A 17121-nucleotide genomic window follows, 5' to 3' on the forward strand; every position below is an offset into this window, starting at 1 on the left:
ACCTACTTGCCGCAGAGTCAGGTCATAAGTAAACGCGTAGTAATGAAGCAGGGCAATGACTTATTGTGTGATTGCACTTGGCGATATTGGGGTGGGATATCGGTAGCGTTACTCAGGAGCGCCCTGGTATATGTGGGGTCGGTTGTCGGTGGGTCTTGGCACCACTTTGCGCCACAGGGCATCGGCCAGTTCAGAGGGTGGTTGCTTGCATCCGCTGGCTATCCAGTTGGCAATCGTCTCTGCTACATTGGGCCATTGGATACAAAGTGGTTGCGGCAGATTATTTAACCATTTTCCGACAGTCTTAGCATCAATACGTTGGACAATTTTAGCCAGACCTAATTGTTTTAGCGCTTTGGCATTTGCTACCTGTTCAAACTGGGATGCGAGAGGGCGACTGAGTATGGGCTTGCCCAGGGCCAGGGTTTCTGCCAGCAGCTCGAAACCGCTGTTGCAAATGACCGCTCTGGAGTTGGCCAGGTCCCGTTGGAATCCAATGGTGGAGGGAGCTTTTATAATAATGTTTGCCGCAGTGGGCAGGTTTTCCGGCACGCCGTATACAATAAACTGCTCGTCTACTTTTGAGAGCTCTTCCAGCATCGGTGCGGGATGTTCAAAAGGAAGGTATACAAGAATATGGTCTTGTGTATCCTTGTCAGGCCCTTTTTGTGGAGGCACTATCGGTGGAAGTATGGGGTTTCCAAAGTGGTGCCAGTGCAATCCCAGGCTTTTTTGTGTCGGCGCGAAGAAGCGTAAAATACTATGCACAACCCAATTAAATTTGGGAATGGGTATCGAGTATAAAAATGCGTATTGGTGTCCAATTCCCACACTGGGTTTTTTTCGTATTTTTGCTGCCCAGGCGGTTACGGGTTCATAGTCACTGATAATCAGATCGAACTCATCTATCGGCAATTCGGAAACTTCTTTTCGGAATCGAAGAAAACCCAGTTTCTGTATAGTCTCGAGGCCTCTTAATTTCCCTTCTCTATGCACGAAGGTTAACCCCCTGCGCCACCAGTAATCACCAAAAAGCTCCATGTCAAACAGCTTTTCTTTTGGCCGGCCGGAGAACAGCCACTGTATTTCCAGTTCGGGAAATCTTTGCAGGGCCTTAGCCAATGTGCGTGAGCGGGCAATATGCCCATTTCCTGTTGCCTGTACTCCGTAAAGTATCTTCATGAAAAGGCGGCGCTCGTGGTTATAGCAACACATATACCAAGCAGGGCGCCAGCGCAGATATCTGATGGAAAATGTACGCCGAGCCCAATCCTTGCTGCTCCGACTCCGGTGGCCCAGATGTACCCAAGGCTCCATATGGGCCCCGCCTGAATAATCATAAAAGTAATAAACAGAAATGCAGCAGAGGTATGGCCTGAGGGGAGGCTGAACTTGTCGTGAGCAATAATAACTGGGCGCATACCGGGGATGGTTTGTGGGGGCGTCTGCGGCGGGTTGTATTTTTGATGGCCCAATAAAGGGAGCGTTCAATGGCCACTGAAGAGCAGGCAGCGAAAAACATAAGTGTGGCTGCGTTGTAAATAATATAACTGCCAAGCACGATGATGGACAGCCATCCATCTCCGGATTTGGATAGCCATAGATAGCGCTTGCGTGAACTGGGTTGTGACGCCCGTTCCATCATATATAGGACCAGGGACACGTCGACACTTTTCAAATTCATAGATAATTCTCGCATGCAGCCAACATATGAATTGATTATTGCACGGAGTTGACCAAATGATGTCGCAATAGTGAAATCTTAAAAATAGATGCATTTAACGACTTGTGAAGGGCTTGTTCTTAAGTTGGCGGGAGTTTCTTTAGCAAAGAATGAAGTTGAAACAAAAAATACCTAGTAGGGTAGTGCGGCAGGTGGCTGGGAGGGCAACATAAGTTGCCCATGGGGAGAAAAAATTTTTGATTATGCGATTTTGATTTCTATATTGCTGGAGCCCGGTAAGCTTTCCACAAGCTCTGGCCCACAAAGCATTGATGGTGTGAAATAACCGCCTTTGCCCGAGTAAGAGAGGAGAAAATCCATCACTGCTATAGAGCCCGACACAGTGACATCATAGCCATTGGCGGTGACGACACGACCAAGCTTGCGTTCGCCTCGGCGGTCGTTGCGCACTTCGCCCCAGACCCAGGTCTTTTGTTTTGCGCGGCGCTCTTTATCGGGGCCGCGTACTGATTTATCCACTTTTGATTTCAGCCAGCCCTGCATCCAGCGACTGCCCAATAGCCAGCGAATGCTATTCAGGCGCTTCAATTTTTTTGCACGTTTCGGGCTCATTGGAATGTAAGCCTCAATATTTGGAATACCGGTGGAGTAAAAGGCGGTAGCCACATCCCCCCAGGGTATGGAAACTGCAAATTTGTTGCCGCGGCCGAAGTCGATCTCACGGGTAAGTTCCCCATGGCCAATAACTTCAATTTTACTGTTGCGACGTATGGCGCCGCCGACTCCGAGGCTCTCAATAGAGGTTTTTGCTGTACCTGGGCTGAGGCCCGAATCGGAATCAAACCCCAGTGCCAAGTGGGTGGCGGAGGGCATCTTCTTATGCAGTGCGGCAGCCAGGCAATCTGTGGGGATTACATCGAACCCGGTGCCAGGGCACAACACAACTCCGGCGGCCTCAGCCTCAGCCCCCAGGCTATGGGCAGCTTCATAGACGGCAATTTCCCCGGTAATATCCTGATAATGGGTTTTCGAGCTTATACATGCCCGTATCATTGGTTCGGCAGTAGAGGAAAAGGGCCCTGCACAGTGAATCACCAGGTAAACATCCTGCAGGCTGCGCTCAAGGGTTTCCGTGTCCTCCAGGCCGATAGCCATTGCGGAGAGATTCAGCTCATTGGCGAGGGCCTGCAGCTTCAGTGGGTTTCGTCCGGCAAGGATCGGGCGAAAGCCCTGCGCTACGGCCTGGCGGGCAATGAGCTCACCGGTATAGCCATTTGCGCCGTAGATCATGATGTTTTTATTGTTCACCGAGTGTCCTTAATATGTAACGGGACTGCCTGTTTCCCCGTTAACTGGCTGCGCAGCGTGGTTATTTTTCACTGTTGAATAGGGTATTATGGTCAAGTTCCAGGTGGATCAAGGCTATATCGAGCGAAACCCTGGTGCAATTAATGTGATCTGAAGGCCTATTTTAACTTCATCGATGATGAGTGATTATCTATTTGGTTAGACGCTGTTCATGCGGCTACGCTGTGATCCCCAGTTAGCTCAAATGCTTTTTCCAAAGCAAAGCGGGGGATAATTTTACCTTCTTTTGTCACGGTTTCTGTGAACATCGACAGTGGCCGTGCCCACACACCAAAGTCGCCATAGAGGGCGCGGTAAGTGACCAGCTGCTCACCGGTTTCACTATGGGTGGCAATATGCAGAACTTCGTAAAGATTTCCTTTGTAGTGGCGATAAAGGCCGCGTCTCATTTGGGTACTACCAGTTAACTCATATGGTGGGGAGACAATTGCAATTGCTCGATACGGCGGCCATGTAGTATGGCGATGCCTGAGTAGCGGTGTTCCCCGGTGGATGTAAATTCAAATTCATAGCTGCGCTGCAGGCTGATATGGCCGCGCCTGTTGCGCTTGAGCCGGGTTCTTACCAGCATAACGGTGTCGTCCAGTAATTGAACGCCTAATTGCTTGCAGTGATTGGATGCCGCGCGCTTTACCTGCTCTTTGGCTGCCATATTGGCCCAGACATACCAGGCAGCAGCTGCCAGCAGCAGGAGCCAAAAGATATCGGTTGGTGAGTAATACATTGCTCTACAGTTGCTATGATCGCTTTGCGAAAGAATAACATCGAAGGAGCTGAAATGTCTGGCACCATACTGATTACCGGAAGTAACCGGGGCATAGGCCTGGAAATCTGTACCCAGTTCGCCAGGGATGGGTGGAAGGTTTACGCCTGCTGCAGGAATCTCGATCAAGCTGGCGCTCTCAAGGAGCTGCAGGGGCAATATGCAGAGTTGCACCCCATTCAATTGGATGTGACGGATTATTCACAGATGATTTCCCTGGCCAAAGCGATTCAGGGGGAACCTATTGATATCCTGTTCAATAACGCCGGCTACTACGGACCTAAGGGGGTACGGTTTGGCGAGGTGGATCGCACAGAGTGGCGTCGTGTATTGGAATCCAACACCATAGCCCCCTACATGATGGCGGAGACCTTTTGTGACAATGTGGCCGCGAGTAAGTACAAACTGATCGCGATGATGAGCAGTAAGGTGGGCAGTATCGCGGATAACCGCTCTGGCGGTGGCTATATCTATCGGACTTCCAAGGCGGCCCTGAATCAGATCGTGAAGAGCTTGTCTATCGACCTGGAGGAACGCGGCATAACAGTTTTAGCGCTACACCCTGGATGGGTGAAAACGGCGATGGGTGGTCCCGGCGCCCTTATCTCAGTCGAGCAGAGTGTCAGTGGCCTGAGAAAGATCCTATTGCAGGCAGATCAAGATAATAGCGGCCATTTTTACAATTATGACGGCAGTCAAATCCCCTGGTAGCAAGCAGACGTGAGTCCCCGATGTTCAGGGGCTCCAGTTCATATTCTCAGTAAACAGTTGATGTCATTTCTCACCAACAACCTAGGGTTTGTTCGGAGTGGATAGGCCGTCAGTTTCCCGCCCCTGGCTTACCGACCATTGCCCATACTGGCGCTTAAGTTCACTGTTTGCAAAATCAGGCAAGGATACGGAAGAAGTTTGCTACCGTGCTTAGCTTAAAAACGACAAAAATACTGATACTGGTGGAGGCGATTGGTTTCCCCGGTAAGGATAGACATGGAAAGCAGAAGTATTTTAGGCAAGGAATGAGTAGTCAATATAAGAGTGACGGAATCGAGTTGATGAGTGGGACGATTGGCAGTGCTGAAGGCAGGCAGACACTCTCCCAAGAGAGGCTTTTGACTGTGTTGCGATTGCTGCTGGGGTTGTCTGCAGCTACAGGCATATCATTGATAGGGGACATGCCGGTGTGGGTGGCGATGCTGGGTGTGGTTGCCTATTTCTCCCGCGGCAAGAGCCTACAGGCTGGTGCTTACAATCTCGCCTGTGCTGTGACTGGTTTGGGACTTGGGCTTGCCGCTCAGGCCGCAGTTGCCAAGTGGCAATTACAGCCACAGGTTGCTGCTCTTCCTATTGCCCTGTTGGTGGCGGCAGTAGGTGCCTGGGCAATGGGCCTGGTGACCGGAGTAAGTAATATATCCAGTTATGCAATCGGTATCCTGATTGGCTTTGCAGCCCAGGTGGAAGTGTCATTAGATAACTACTTTATTTTGATCGCGGCAATGTCGATCGGTGCTGTTGTTGGCGGACTGGTAGACAGGCTCTGGCCGGGACGTCGCGCCCTGGGCAGCTGATAATGCAAGGGTATCCTTGGGGTAAATATGTAGCCGATAGATAATGGCTCTTTTTTGAACAGGAATGGGGTGATTAGTTAGGAATAAATGGTTGACGTTTTTCTGTACTGTCCAAAAGCACAAATAGGAAAACGAGAAAATATTGCTCAGAGGTAACAGCAATGTTCAAGCGTATTATGTTCACCATGGCAATGGTATTTATTACCGCCCTCGCCTTTACTGATCCGGCAACTTCCGGTTCAGGGCCAGAAACTGACTTGAAATATCTGCAGTATTGATAGACAGTTTACTTTAAAGGTAAATAGCAATATCGCCGAGACATGATGCACATGGGGGTGCTGAAATGGAAGAGAGATTCTGGCTGGATAAATGGGAGAGGAATGAAATCGGTTTCCACGAGAAGTCGGGAAATCCCATGCTGGCTCAATATTTTCCAGCGTTATCCTTAGGGGAAGGCAGCCGCGTATTTCTCCCCCTGTGTGGTAAAACCGGGGACATTGCATGGTTGAAATCGCGTGGATGTAGTATCGCTGGTGCTGAGCTCAGTGAAAGCGCTGTCCAGCAACTCTTTGATGAACTTGAACTTTCTCCTAAGATCGAAAAGTGCTGCGAGCTCAAACGCTATAGTGCCGAAAGTATCAATATTTTTGTGGGTGATATATTCGCATTGAATGCAAAAATTCTGGGGTCGGTTGATGCAATATATGATCGGGCAGCTCTGGTAGCATTGCCTGATAAAATGCGCAAACGCTATGTGGAACACCTGATGGAAATTACGGCAGTTGCCCCGCAGTTGTTAATTTCTTTTGAGTATGAGCAGTCCCAGTTAGCTGGTCCTCCTTTTGCGATCAGCTCCCAGCAAATATTTGATTATTATGATGCGGACTACCATCTCAAAATGCTTGGTCGCCGAGAAGTGCCGGGTGGATTAAAAGGCCTGGTACCCGCGGAAGAAGTTGCCTGGTTGTTGGTCCGGCGCTAACTTCGGTCTCCAGTGAACTTTTCTTATAAAACAGATGGCAGGGGTTATTTCTTATTTATTTCCCTGGCCCATCTTCCCCAGCTAGTATGGATAAGGGTGGTAAGGGTAAAGTCCCTGCGATCAGGGCTTCCTTCTTTTTCTTTGGCCATTTTTTGATAGCCATTTCCAGCTTGAGTGCCGCTGACTTATCCGGGATCTGTACCTGGAATTCCAAGGTGAGAGGCCCCTTTCCTCGTAAGGCTTTGGCAGCCTTGGGTCCACTGGAGTTGTGTTCGGCGAAACGCCGCCGCACATCCATAGTAATTCCTGTATAAAGTGATCCACTGGAAGTGCGGATTAAATAGACAAACCAACTGTTCATTTAGTGAAGCACCTGAAAAGGATATTACTGTATTTGGTAAAGCTAGAACAGCGTCTGCTGATCACCAGGCTGAGGGGGAGGCTGGAACTGGCTGCAGTCTAGCGAAAGACGGCGGTGATTTAACCCCAGTTTCTTGATGGCGACAATAAAACGCTGGCGCAGAAGCTGGGCAAATACACCGGTACCAGTACGGCGCTGAGAAAATTCACTCTGATAATCACGCCCATCCCGGCTTTGTTGAATCAGGCTCATTACATGCTCCGCTCTCTGCGGATAGTGCGCTAAGAGCCATTCCCTAAACAGCGGGGCCACTTCATGAGGCAAGCGTAAAAGAATATAGGCTGCACGCGTTGCTCCAGCTTCATGGCCAGCTGTTAGAATTTTTTCCAGCTCACAATCATTCAGAGCTGGGATTATTGGTGCAGCCATAACAGCAGTAGGTATTCCGGCATTACTTAGCTGTTCGATGGTGCGTAACCGAGCTGCAGGCCCAGCCGTACGCGGTTCCAGCCTTCTCTTAAGCTCATTCTCCAAAGTGGTCACGCTAATCGCAACTTGAGCCAGGTTGTCTTGGGCCATCTCTGCAAGAATGGGAAGGTCCCTAAGGATTAGCTGGCCCTTGGTGACTATTGTTACCGGCTGGCGATATTGTTGCATAACTATTAGAAGAGAGCGGGTGATTTCCTTATCTTTCTCCAGGGGCTGGTAGGGATCGGTATTTGTTCCCAAAGCAATTGGACTGCACTGATAGCCGGGCTTGCGCAGGCTGCGTTCCAGCAACTCAGCGGCATTGGGTTTAAAAAATATCTTGCTTTCGAAGTCCAGGCCGGGTGATAGGTCCATATAGGCATGGGCGGGGCGTGCATAACAATATACACAGCCGTGCTCACAGCCCCGGTAGGGGTTAATTGACTGAGTGAAAGGGATATCCGGTGACTGATTGGTAGCAATAATAGATTTGGCTTTTTCTTCTATTGCCTCTGTAAGCAGGCGCTCTACGGGCTCCTGATCTGTCTGCCATCCATCGTTCTCGCGGGTGCTCGAATAGCTGGCAAAGCGTCCGGTGATATTTCTGGTGGCACCACGACCTTTGTGTAAACGCAGCGGGTCTTGGGAGTCTGTCATTTTGCAATGGGAGATATCTGGATATATGTACAGTTTAGGTTATTTTGTTGTAATTGGGAATAGCCTTACATAGGCTCAGTGCCAAGCTGCCATTTATTATTTGGTGACCGTCTGGTTAGGCCACATGGCCATTGGATAGAATTGACCCATCCGAAGTTAAATTGTTCGAGGAAGGCAGGAGATATTCAGCATACTTATTAATAAATTTTTGAAGTCGCTTACCCCGTAAATACAGATCACCCATAAATATCTGGGAGCAAAATCAGGCTCCCGCCTTGAATGAATTCCAAAGCGGGACAGTAAATCTTTTCTGGTGCCTTTTTTAAACGCTCGTAGTAATAGTGTCTGGCATATATCTGGCGGACACTGAAAGCCCCGGTCGTTCATCATCCCAAATCATATTCGTGATCTTCCAGGACTTTCCGTCATGGTAAAGCTGGATACTATTGATGCCCCTCTTAATAAATTGGGTTCTTTCTTCATTGCTCCAGGCTTCATAGGTACTAAAGGCGTGAGCAATGTTACCGAAAACTTCAACAATATTGTGAATTTCGTCCTCATAGAAAGCCCGCTCCCCTATCAATTCTTGAAAGTTATCCGGGTAGTCCTGAATTTCCATTACAAGAGATTGTGGTTTCCCCTTGTTGTCTACTGAGGTACGGATTACTTTAGCGTAAGAGGTGAATAGGCACTGCTGCCTATTCCAGTCCCGCTTATAACCAGCTGGGCCAGAAATTACCTGGTAGAGCTCTTTTAAAAGTTCTTGGATTTCGGTTTTTGCGTCCATTGCTTGGTGTCCTTCATAGTATTTTGTAAAGATGGAGGAAATTCATCTTCCCATTCAACCTATATGAAAGCAAACCTCAGGTACTATCTTTGTTCCTTCATAAAACATTGGGCAATCAATCCTGGGTCAGATGGCAGCCAAAACAGTATTTTCCATACATTTTCTGTATTTGCCAGTGTGTAAGTGCTGCAGATATGATCAAGTAAGGAGCCTGTGAGGTGTAGCGTTTAAGTAATACTGAAGTTGCAGTCAGATTCCCACCACTAAACTGAGGTTGAAAATGGACTATTTGGGAGCCAGCATAGTCTCTCTCATGCTGGCTATTATTACGCAAACCTGCTTCATCGCCCCAATAGACTTCGACATTATCCGCTTTCGCTCGAGACTCTGGATGTTCCTAGCCTAGCCATTTTTGAACTGCTTTTGGGCTCTGCTCATATGCATTTTTACTGGTTTGAGGCTTCACTTCCCATCGTTTCAGGGGTTCCCCAGCAGTACGAATAGGCATTTTTAAACCTGTCTCTTACTCAATCAGCTCCATTACCGCTTTGCGCGTCCAGAGCACATAATTCAGTTTCAGCTGGTCAGGTGTCTTATTTGCCAGTAAATCTCTATGGGGATATTACAAGAACTTCTTAGCATTACATGGGAAGTGAATGGATAGCTCTTCATTTATCCAATTTTGTGCTGGCATTCTGCCGCCCAAATCCTCCCTTTTTTCTATACTGATTGGGTAACTTCTCTGGATTGTAGGCTTCCATCATTATAGGGCTCAAAAATGCAGATGGAGCCAATTTCCCAAGGCTTGAACGCCCAAGGAGCTTAAGCCACTAGATTGACTAAGTAGTCAAAATAAGGGGGGGCGATTATTTGCTCTATCAGGATATTTGAACTGATAAGTATTGCCTCCCTGCATCTTGGTTTGCTCGCTAGAGTTTTACCCAGTGTTGAGGGTCGAGGTTGAGAAGCTACTGGAAAAGAGGTAGTCCAAGAGAAATTTATAGTGGTGACAGTAGGATATTTAGCAATCCAGGATAGTTGGCCAATCTTGGCCATCGTTGGGAGAGTGCTTTAGTGAACGATGTAATTGTCATCGTAGGGCAGGGGCTCTATCTGGCTGCAGCGGCAGTCCTTGGATTGGGTATTGCCCGCATCTTAAGGATTGATAATACACTTGGATGCCTGGTGGCCGGTGTACTGGCAGCTTTGCTATTACCCGTGATTGATTATGATACTGGTTTACGTGCGACCAGTCTCCGTGAGTTGGTTTTTTATGTCATTCTCCCTGTATTGATTTTTGAATCAGCTTGGCAGCTTGAACCGAAAATACTGAAGCGCTGGATTGGCCCTATTCTTCTGTTCTCTACCCTGGGTCTTGTAGTCTGTGCCTTTCTTATCGCGGTAATTACATACTATGGAATCGGGCACCCGGAAGGCTTCCCCTGGGTTGCTGCTCTTCTGACTGGGGCGATACTTGCCGCTACGGATCCTGTATCTGTGGTTAATAAATTGCGCAAGGAAAAAACAGGTGAGGATTTATTGACCCTGGTTGAAGGAGAGAGCCTTTTTAATGATGCCGCAGCTGTGGTTCTCTATTCCCTGGTGTTGGGCCTCGCAACATATTCGATTGTGGAGAGCTCAAGTATGGGGGCGGCTGCGCCCACCTTGAGTGTTGGTTCAGTGTCACTATATTTTTGTATGATATTTTTTGGTGGGGTGGCTGTTGGACTTGTTTTTGGTTTGTTTACTACCCTGGTTATTTTATTTCTCAAGTCTTCCAGTGCCTCTCTAATGACTTTGGTAGTTGCCGCTTTTGCTAGTTTCTATCTGGCAGAGAGCATATTGCATGTGTCTGGCATTATCTCTGTGATGGTTTGTGCAATTGTTGCCAGAGCCTGTCTGCGCAAACAGAGTAAAACATTTCTTGCGGATGCAGAGCCAACTTGGGAGTGGCTGGGATTGCTATTTACTGCAATCATTTTTGTGATTATGGGTTTGGTTATTACTTTCGAAATGTTTACCCATCAGTGGCTGGCCATGATGATCGCTACAGCAGCAGCCCTAGGCGCACGGGCTCTGTCAGTGGTTCTGGTGACACCTCTGACTAGATTCGTAGGCCCACCCATCCCGAAATCCTGGCGGTTGTTAATGAGCTGGGGAGGCCTGCGTGGTGTAATCGCTGTAGCCTTGGTGCTATCGCTGCCTGTAGAGCTTTCCTACTGGTGGACGATCCAATCTATGGTATTTGGCGTTGTCCTGTTTTCTTTGCTGGTCCAGGGGACAACCAGTGGGCGTCTAATACATAAATTGAATTTATAAGTACGGTATCTGGGGCTTGTGTTATTTAGGTGTATCAGACAGTCAGCTTCTATAAACAGTCAAGATACAGATGCTAAATATCTATGTGGAAAATCAGAGGTCTAGGAGAGGGCAGTAATTCAGATCAGGGGCTGAGAATCAGGCTGCAGGTTACCCCGCAGCCTGGGCAGGATTATTTCCAGTTAAGAATCACCTTGCCGGACTCACCGGAGCCCATGGTATCGAAGCCTTTTTGAAAGTCATCGATATGGAACTGGTGAGTAATAATCGGGCTCAGGTCCAGGCCTGATTGAATCAGGCTGGCCATCTTGTACCAGGTTTCGAACATCTCGCGTCCGTAGATTCCCTTAATGATCAGACCTTTGAAGATTACCTGGCTCCAGTCGATCGCCATCTCACCAGCGGGAATCCCCAACATGGCGATTTTACCGCCATGATTCATGGCGGAGAGCATATCGCGGAAGGCGGCGGGCACGCCGGACATTTCCAGGCCCACGTCAAAGCCTTCGCTCATCCCCAGCTCAGCCATCACATCGTTGAGGTTTTCCGTGGCTACGTTGACTGCGCGGGTAGCGCCCATCTTGCGTGCCAGATCCAGACGGTATTCATTGATATCGGTGATTACCACATGGCGGGCGCCGACATGCCTGGCAACGGCTGCAGCCATAATACCAATGGGGCCGGCCCCGGTAATCAATACATCTTCACCCACCAGATCGAAAGACAGTGCGGTATGTACTGCGTTGCCGAGCGGGTCAAAAATTGAGGCCAGGTCATCGGAGATATTGTCCGGAATCTTGAAGGCATTTAATGCCGGAATAACCAGGTATTCAGCAAAGGCGCCCTGGCGGTCCACACCCACACCATAAGTGTTGCGGCACAGGTGGCGGCGACCCGCGCGACAGTTGCGGCAGTGGCCACAGGTAATATGGCCTTCACCGGAAACGCGGTCACCTACCTGGAAGCCCGCGACCTCCTGACCCATACCGACCACTTCACCCACATATTCGTGCCCCACCACCATGGGAACCGGGATGGTTTTTTGCGACCACTCATCCCAGTTATAAATGTGCATGTCGGTGCCACAAATGGCGGTTTTGTGGATTTTAATCAGTAGATCGTTATGGCCGGGCTCGGGAATGTCTGTATCGGTGAGCCAGATTCCCACTTCGGACTTCAGTTTAGATAGTGCTTTCATTGTCATTAAAACTACAAATGGAAAGGTGTACCGGTGTCTTGCAGCAGGATAGTCCTGTTGTAAAACACCGCCACGATCAATTGGGAGTTAAATAATTTTCAGTTCACGGCCCACTTCAATAAAGGCATCAATACAGTGATCGAGCTGTTCGCGAGTGTGTGCCGCAGACATCTGTGTGCGAATACGGGCCTGACCCTTGGGTACTACCGGGTAGAAGAAGCCCACCACATAGATACCGCGCTCCAGCATCTTGTCAGCCATTTTTTGGGCGAGGGCGGCATCACCAATCATCACCGGGATAATTGGGTGGTCTGCACCGGCCAGAGTAAAGCCAGCCTCAGACATACGCTCGCGGAAGTAGGCAGAGTTGTCACGCAGCTTCTCGCGCAGCTCACTACCTTCCATCAGCATATCCAGAACCTTCAGGGAGGCGGTGACAATGGCCGGGGCTACGGAGTTGGAAAACAGATAGGGGCGCGAACGCTGACGCAGTAAATCAATAATTTCCTTACGCCCGGAAGTAAAGCCTCCGGAAGCACCACCCAGGGCCTTGCCCAGGGTACCGGTAATAATATCGACGCGGTCGATAACATCGCAGTATTCATGAGTGCCGCGGCCGTGATCGCCGAGGAAGCCTACTGCATGTGAATCATCCACCATGACCAGGGCGTTGTAGCGATCAGCCAGATCGCAAAGGGATTTGAGGTCGGCGATCACGCCGTCCATGGAGAAGACACCATCGGTGGCGATCAGCTTGGTCTTGGCACCTTCGGCATCGGCCGCCTGCAGCTGCTTCTCCAGCTCCGCCATGTTGTTGTTGGCGTAGCGGTAGCGCTTGGCTTTACACAGGCGTACACCGTCGATAATGGAAGCGTGGTTCAGAGCGTCAGAGATAATCGCGTCTTCCGGACCTAACAAAGTCTCGAACAGGCCACCATTGGCATCGAAACAAGAGGTGTAGAGTATGGTGTCTTCTGTGTGAAGAAACTCAGACAGGCGCGATTCCAGGGCCTTGTGGATGTCCTGAGTGCCGCAGATAAAGCGCACCGATGCCATGCCGAAGCCATATTGATCGAGGCCATCTTTGGCGGCCTCGATAAGCTCTGGATGATTGGCCAGACCGAGATAGTTGTTGGCACAGAAGTTCAGTACCTGGGTGTCATTGTTCACCTGGATCTCAGCAGCTTGCTGGGAGGTAATAATACGCTCGCGCTTGTAGAGGCCATCGGCATCGATCTGTTTCAGTTCATCGCGCAGGTGCTCAAAGAATTTTTCTGGCTTTGACATGGTATTGTTTTTAGCTCCTGTCGGGTGCTCGTGGCACATAGTGATTGGCGCGAAACAAAGTGGCGCCTGTCAATTCATATTTATCCCGCCAGCTCACAGGCCTTGTGGGCTGTAATTGGTTGCTCACTGGCGCGGCAACTGGTGGCGAATTTTAATGCCTCTTCCGCGGTGTCGAATAGTAGTTGCCACAACAACTGCCTATCGGCCCGTCTCACTGCCCTAACCGCCGTGCGGTTTCGCTGGTTGGCGATTTGAATTTCAACAATGTCTGTATTGGATAGCGGTGTTTCGGACATGGTCCCTCCAAGGGTATAACTTTGGAGGACTGACGTGGAAGCGGCGAATGGGTATTCGCTATTCCGGTTGGATTGCTCTGGTAGAGCCCCATCCTCCCCGCTGGCTTTTGTGTGCCGGCAGAGAGAGAACCACCTTGCCCCGGTCGGCAGGTTGGCGTTGGCGTCAGCCACTCTCATGATGTGCGGGCAAAGATAGCTGGGAGGGGATTGGCAGTCAACTGTGCCGCCCCCGTTTGGGGGCGGTGCAGAAGTTTATGCCGGTAGTTGTACAGATTTCAGTTCGATAAACTCACCGAGCCCGGCATCGCCAAATTCGCGTCCATTGCCGGACCGCTTGTAGCCGCCGAAGGGAGCTTCATAGTTGAATTCGCCGCCATTGACGAAACAGAGGCCGGCTTCAATACGGCGCACCAGAGGCATGGCGCTCTCCGCATCTTTGGCCCAGACGCCACTGGACAAGCCATATTCTGTATCATTGGCAATGGAAATCGCCTCGTCCATATCCTTGTAAGGGATCAGGCAGGTCACCGGGCCGAAGATCTCTTCTCGCGCGATACTCATATCGTTGTGTACATCGGCAAATACTGTCGGCCTGACATAGAACCCTTTCTCTATGCCCTCAGGTGCCTCGATTCCACCGGTGACCATACGTGCACCTTCATCGATACCCTTCTGGATATAACCACGCACAATCTCACGCTGGCGCGCGGAAGATAGCGGCCCCATAAAGGCGTCTTCTCCAGTGCCCATGGCAACACCTTCGGCCACTTGCCGGGCGACTTCGACCGCTTCGTCGTAGCGTTCGGCGGGAACCAGCATGCGGGTCAGTGCGGTACAGGTTTGGCCGCTGTTGATAAAAACATCTTCACAGCCCCAGCGCACTGCGGCTTCAAGGTCTGCATCGGGGGTAATGATTAGCGGAGACTTGCCGCCCAGTTCCTGGGTAACACGTTTTACCGTAGGCGCTGCCGCTTTAGCCACTTCGACCCCGGCGCGGGTAGAGCCAGTGAAAGACACCATGTCTATGCCAGGATGGGCTGAAAGTGCCGCACCGACTACCGAACCGGCACCCGCTACCAGGTTAAAGACCCCTGCGGGTACCCCGGCCTCTTCGATAATTTCCGCCATGATAAAGTCCTGAAGAGGGGTTATCTCTGCGGGCTTGGTGATCATGGTGCATCCGGCAGCCAGGGCCGGCGCCACTTTGCCAACGAACTGGTGAAGCGGATAGTTCCATGGAGTAATAAAACCACACACGCCCACTGGCTCGCGGAACAAGATTGAATGGGCTGCCTTTTCCGTTTTTTCCATTTCAGAGGTGCGCTCGGCGTAATAGCGCATGGCATAGATGGGGCCATCCACATGCAGCCAGCGGGTAATATGTTCCGGGCAACCCAGGGTTTGGGAAATTGCACTGGTCAGGTCCTCTTTGCGTTTTTCCATACCGTCGGCAATGGCATTGAGCAACTCCCTGCGTTTTTGCGCGGTGCTATTGCGCCAGGTTCGAAAGGCTGTTCTGGCGGCGATCACGGCCAAGTCTACGTCTTCGGCGGAACCCTCGGATACTTCGCAGATTAACTCTTCAGTTGCAGGATTAATTACCGGGTGTGATCCCGCTCCCAGGGGTTCCCGCCACTGGCCATCGATAAACAGCTTTCCGGTTTGCAGTTTGCTGAGATCTGTCATATCACGCTTCCGTTTGTTCTGCGCCATAAGGCGCGCTGATTTCAATCAGGGTTGGAGTCTGTCGGTTAAAGGCGGCTTTTACGGTGTCGGCTAATTGGTCGGGCTGGTCAATACGGCAGCCTTCGGCACCGAATGACCTGGCTAGTGCAACAAAGTCAGGGGTGCGCAGGTTAACGCCCTCCTGGGGCACCTTGGCCGCATCCATAAAGTCACGGATTTCTCCGTAACCGGCATTGTTCCACACCAGTATCGGCAGTGGCAGTTGTTGCTCCACTGCTACCGCCAGTTCACCCAGGGTGAACATCAAGCCGCCGTCGCCAATCAGTGCAATCACATCGCGATCACTGGACAGCTTGGCACCGATAGCTGCGGGCAGAGCGAAGCCAAGGGTACCGTAACCGGTAGTACAGGTAAGGTGGCTGTGCGGATGGTACAGGGGCAGAGCGTGGTTAGTGTTATAGGCCAATTGGGTGGAGTCAGTAACCAGAATTCCATCTTCCGGCAGGGCTTTGCGCAGAGCCTCAACCCAGGGGAGGCGTTCCTCGGAGCCATCCCACCATTCCTTGCGGCAATCTTGCAGTAATTGAGCGACCTCTTTTTCAGATTGCTCTCTCGCATCTCCATTCCGTTGAGCCAGGGCAGTATTTAATTGCTGCAGGCTCTCTGTGGCATCGGCGCAGATAGCCAGGTCCGGGTTGGCGTTGCATACCAACTGTGCAGGATCTATATCAATTCGGATTAATTTGCCGGAAAAGGCGTAGTCATCCCGTACCAGATTGCGGTCAGTCTCGGAAAGTTCGGTGCCCACTGCCAGTATTACGTCAGCGCTTTCCACTCGGTTGCGCACGCAATCAAAGCTCAGATTGGCACCGCCGCACAGTGGGTGGCGTTCATCCACCACGCCCTTGGCTGCCAGCGACAGGAAAACTGGTGCTGCAATTTTTTCTGCAATTTGTGTGGCCGCTTTACTTGCCGCCTGGGCACCGCCACCCAAAAGAATCACTGGGCGCTGGGCATCCTGCAGCCAGGCAGTGGCAGTGGCGATAGCGTTTCTATTGGCACCTGGAGCCATTGCGGTTGGGGCTGCGCGGTAGTCATCCAGTTGGCCGGGCATAGATGCTGGAAACAGGTCGATGGGAATCTCAATATGCACAGGGCCGGGGCGACTGGATTGCAGCAGTTGGAATGCCTTCGCCATCACTTCCGGCAATTGCTCTGCTTGGGTCAGGGTGTGTTGCCAGATACAAAAGCCGCGGCTGGCATCACTCTGACGCGGAAGTTCGTGCAGGCGCCCACGCCCCATACCCAGATCCTCACGGCGATTGACTGCAGAGATGATCAGCATGGGGATAGAGTCGGAGTAGGCTTGCGCCATAGCGGTGGCCGCGTTGGTTAGACCGGGTCCGGTGATTAAAAAACATACTCCTGGTTTGCCGCTGGCACGCGCGTAACCATCCGCCATAAAAGCGGCACCCTGTTCGTGGCGCGGAGTGATATGTATCAGGTTACTGCCAGGCAGGCCGCGGTACAGTTCGATGGTGTGTACACCGGGAATACCAAAGACTTTTTCCACCTGGTAATTGCGTAACAGACGCATCAGCACCTGGGCGCATGTGGGCACAGAGGACATAACCACCGTTTTCCTTATTTGTGTAAAAATGCAGTGAGCCTAGCGGCCCGTGAAAAGCCGCGCAAGCGCC

Annotated in this window: 18 protein-coding genes and 1 riboswitch; of the genes, 4 read left to right on the forward strand and 14 right to left on the reverse strand. The window is 50.8% G+C overall.

Going from position 1 to position 17121, the window contains the following annotated elements; all coding sequences use genetic code 11:
- Positions 1-108: 108 nt before the first annotated feature.
- The 6 genes from GL2_RS13665 to GL2_RS13685 form a co-directional block, all read right to left on the reverse strand.
- Positions 109-1182 (reverse strand): MJ1255/VC2487 family glycosyltransferase, encoded by a 1074-nt coding sequence (locus GL2_RS13665; protein WP_143731184.1) that lies wholly within the window; start codon positions 1180-1182, stop codon positions 109-111.
- Positions 1179-1421 (reverse strand): phosphatase PAP2 family protein, encoded by a 243-nt coding sequence (locus tag GL2_RS21940; RefSeq protein ID WP_232053844.1) that lies wholly within the window; start codon positions 1419-1421, stop codon positions 1179-1181. The genes GL2_RS13665 and GL2_RS21940 overlap by 4 nt, the downstream gene beginning before the upstream one ends.
- Positions 1337-1684: a hypothetical protein gene (locus tag GL2_RS13670; protein ID WP_232053872.1), complete on the reverse strand. Its 348-nt coding sequence runs from the start codon at positions 1682-1684 to the stop codon at positions 1337-1339. Before GL2_RS13670 ends, GL2_RS21940 begins: the two co-directional genes overlap by 85 nt.
- 240 nt (positions 1685-1924) lie before the next feature.
- Positions 1925-2992: a trans-acting enoyl reductase family protein gene (locus GL2_RS13675; RefSeq protein WP_197736458.1), complete on the reverse strand. Its 1068-nt coding sequence runs from the start codon at positions 2990-2992 to the stop codon at positions 1925-1927.
- Positions 2993-3201: 209 nt separating this feature from the next.
- A complete protein-coding gene (locus GL2_RS13680; protein ID WP_143731185.1) occupies positions 3202-3441 on the reverse strand; it encodes a DUF1653 domain-containing protein in 240 nt (79 codons plus the stop codon).
- Positions 3442-3455: 14 nt separating this feature from the next.
- Complete coding sequence (locus GL2_RS13685; protein ID WP_143731186.1) at positions 3456-3776, reverse strand: DUF3301 domain-containing protein; 321 nt, start codon at positions 3774-3776, stop codon at positions 3456-3458.
- A gap of 54 nt (positions 3777-3830) precedes the next feature.
- Between GL2_RS13685 and GL2_RS13690 the strand changes: the two genes are divergently transcribed.
- From GL2_RS13690 to tmpT, 3 genes are all read left to right on the forward strand, one after another.
- On the forward strand, positions 3831-4526 hold the full coding sequence (locus GL2_RS13690; protein ID WP_172621149.1) for an SDR family oxidoreductase: 696 nt from the start codon (positions 3831-3833) through the stop codon (positions 4524-4526).
- 341 nt (positions 4527-4867) lie between these two features.
- On the forward strand, positions 4868-5380 hold the full coding sequence (locus GL2_RS13695; RefSeq protein ID WP_172621150.1) for a DUF1097 domain-containing protein: 513 nt from the start codon (positions 4868-4870) through the stop codon (positions 5378-5380).
- 343 nt (positions 5381-5723) lie between these two features.
- Positions 5724-6362, forward strand: a complete 639-nt coding sequence (gene tmpT / locus GL2_RS13700) for a thiopurine S-methyltransferase (protein WP_143731189.1) — start codon at positions 5724-5726, stop codon at positions 6360-6362.
- Positions 6363-6417: 55 nt separating this feature from the next.
- Here the strand turns inward: tmpT and GL2_RS13705 are convergent, their stop codons facing one another.
- The 3 genes from GL2_RS13705 to GL2_RS13715 form a co-directional block, all read right to left on the reverse strand.
- Entirely contained in the window at positions 6418-6723 is a 306-nt protein-coding gene (locus tag GL2_RS13705) for a GIY-YIG nuclease family protein (RefSeq protein ID WP_143731190.1), read from the reverse strand.
- A 42-nt stretch (positions 6724-6765) separates the two neighbouring features.
- On the reverse strand, positions 6766-7848 hold the full coding sequence (locus tag GL2_RS13710; RefSeq protein WP_143731191.1) for a PA0069 family radical SAM protein: 1083 nt from the start codon (positions 7846-7848) through the stop codon (positions 6766-6768).
- 322 nt (positions 7849-8170) lie between these two features.
- Entirely contained in the window at positions 8171-8635 is a 465-nt protein-coding gene (locus GL2_RS13715; RefSeq protein WP_143731192.1) for a hypothetical protein, read from the reverse strand.
- Between the two features lie 1074 nt (positions 8636-9709).
- Here GL2_RS13715 and GL2_RS13720 point away from each other — a divergent pair.
- Positions 9710-10954 carry a sodium:proton antiporter gene (locus tag GL2_RS13720; protein ID WP_172621151.1) on the forward strand — a complete coding sequence of 415 codons (1245 nt, stop codon included), beginning with the start codon at positions 9710-9712 and terminating at the stop codon, positions 10952-10954.
- A gap of 172 nt (positions 10955-11126) precedes the next feature.
- Here GL2_RS13720 and tdh read toward each other — a convergent pair whose 3' ends face one another.
- From tdh to GL2_RS13745, 5 genes are all read right to left on the reverse strand, one after another.
- Positions 11127-12152 carry an L-threonine 3-dehydrogenase gene (gene tdh, locus GL2_RS13725; RefSeq protein WP_143731194.1) on the reverse strand — a complete coding sequence of 342 codons (1026 nt, stop codon included), beginning with the start codon at positions 12150-12152 and terminating at the stop codon, positions 11127-11129.
- An 87-nt stretch (positions 12153-12239) separates the two neighbouring features.
- On the reverse strand, positions 12240-13439 hold the full coding sequence (locus GL2_RS13730; protein ID WP_143731195.1) for a glycine C-acetyltransferase: 1200 nt from the start codon (positions 13437-13439) through the stop codon (positions 12240-12242).
- An 80-nt stretch (positions 13440-13519) separates the two neighbouring features.
- Positions 13520-13735, reverse strand: coding sequence for a hypothetical protein (locus GL2_RS13735; protein ID WP_143731196.1), 216 nt, complete (start codon positions 13733-13735; stop codon positions 13520-13522).
- 58 nt (positions 13736-13793) lie between these two features.
- Positions 13794-13922, reverse strand: a riboswitch (SAM-I-IV-variant riboswitch).
- 65 nt (positions 13923-13987) lie between these two features.
- Complete coding sequence (locus tag GL2_RS13740) at positions 13988-15421, reverse strand: aldehyde dehydrogenase family protein (RefSeq protein WP_143731197.1); 1434 nt, start codon at positions 15419-15421, stop codon at positions 13988-13990.
- 1 nt (position 15422) lies between these two features.
- Positions 15423-17051 (reverse strand): 5-guanidino-2-oxopentanoate decarboxylase, encoded by a 1629-nt coding sequence (locus tag GL2_RS13745; RefSeq protein ID WP_143731198.1) that lies wholly within the window; start codon positions 17049-17051, stop codon positions 15423-15425.
- Between the last annotated feature and the right edge of the window lie 70 nt (positions 17052-17121).

It is taken from the genome of Microbulbifer sp. GL-2 (genome assembly GCF_007183175.1).
Classification (GTDB): domain Bacteria; phylum Pseudomonadota; class Gammaproteobacteria; order Pseudomonadales; family Cellvibrionaceae; genus Microbulbifer.

What these genes read in the sequence shown, in the direction of transcription:
- GL2_RS13665 (WP_143731184.1), bottom strand. Translation starts at nt 1,182, where the DNA reads ATGAAGATACTTTACGGAGTACAGGCAACAGGAAATGGGCATATTGCC.
- GL2_RS13745 (WP_143731198.1), bottom strand. Translation starts at nt 17,051, where the DNA reads ATGTCCTCTGTGCCCACATGCGCCCAGGTGCTGATGCGTCTGTTACGC.
- GL2_RS13710 (WP_143731191.1), bottom strand. Translation starts at nt 7,848, where the DNA reads ATGACAGACTCCCAAGACCCGCTGCGTTTACACAAAGGTCGTGGTGCC.
- GL2_RS13695 (WP_172621150.1), top strand. Translation starts at nt 4,868, where the DNA reads ATGAGTGGGACGATTGGCAGTGCTGAAGGCAGGCAGACACTCTCCCAA.
- GL2_RS13680 (WP_143731185.1), bottom strand. Translation starts at nt 3,441, where the DNA reads ATGAGACGCGGCCTTTATCGCCACTACAAAGGAAATCTTTACGAAGTT.
- tmpT (WP_143731189.1), top strand. Translation starts at nt 5,724, where the DNA reads ATGGAAGAGAGATTCTGGCTGGATAAATGGGAGAGGAATGAAATCGGT.
- GL2_RS13705 (WP_143731190.1), bottom strand. Translation starts at nt 6,723, where the DNA reads ATGAACAGTTGGTTTGTCTATTTAATCCGCACTTCCAGTGGATCACTT.
- GL2_RS21940 (WP_232053844.1), bottom strand. Translation starts at nt 1,421, where the DNA reads ATGCGCCCAGTTATTATTGCTCACGACAAGTTCAGCCTCCCCTCAGGC.
- GL2_RS13740 (WP_143731197.1), bottom strand. Translation starts at nt 15,421, where the DNA reads ATGACAGATCTCAGCAAACTGCAAACCGGAAAGCTGTTTATCGATGGC.
- GL2_RS13670 (WP_232053872.1), bottom strand. Translation starts at nt 1,684, where the DNA reads ATGAATTTGAAAAGTGTCGACGTGTCCCTGGTCCTATATATGATGGAA.
- GL2_RS13685 (WP_143731186.1), bottom strand. Translation starts at nt 3,776, where the DNA reads ATGTATTACTCACCAACCGATATCTTTTGGCTCCTGCTGCTGGCAGCT.
- tdh (WP_143731194.1), bottom strand. Translation starts at nt 12,152, where the DNA reads ATGAAAGCACTATCTAAACTGAAGTCCGAAGTGGGAATCTGGCTCACC.
- GL2_RS13715 (WP_143731192.1), bottom strand. Translation starts at nt 8,635, where the DNA reads ATGGACGCAAAAACCGAAATCCAAGAACTTTTAAAAGAGCTCTACCAG.
- GL2_RS13735 (WP_143731196.1), bottom strand. Translation starts at nt 13,735, where the DNA reads ATGTCCGAAACACCGCTATCCAATACAGACATTGTTGAAATTCAAATC.
- GL2_RS13690 (WP_172621149.1), top strand. Translation starts at nt 3,831, where the DNA reads ATGTCTGGCACCATACTGATTACCGGAAGTAACCGGGGCATAGGCCTG.
- GL2_RS13730 (WP_143731195.1), bottom strand. Translation starts at nt 13,439, where the DNA reads ATGTCAAAGCCAGAAAAATTCTTTGAGCACCTGCGCGATGAACTGAAA.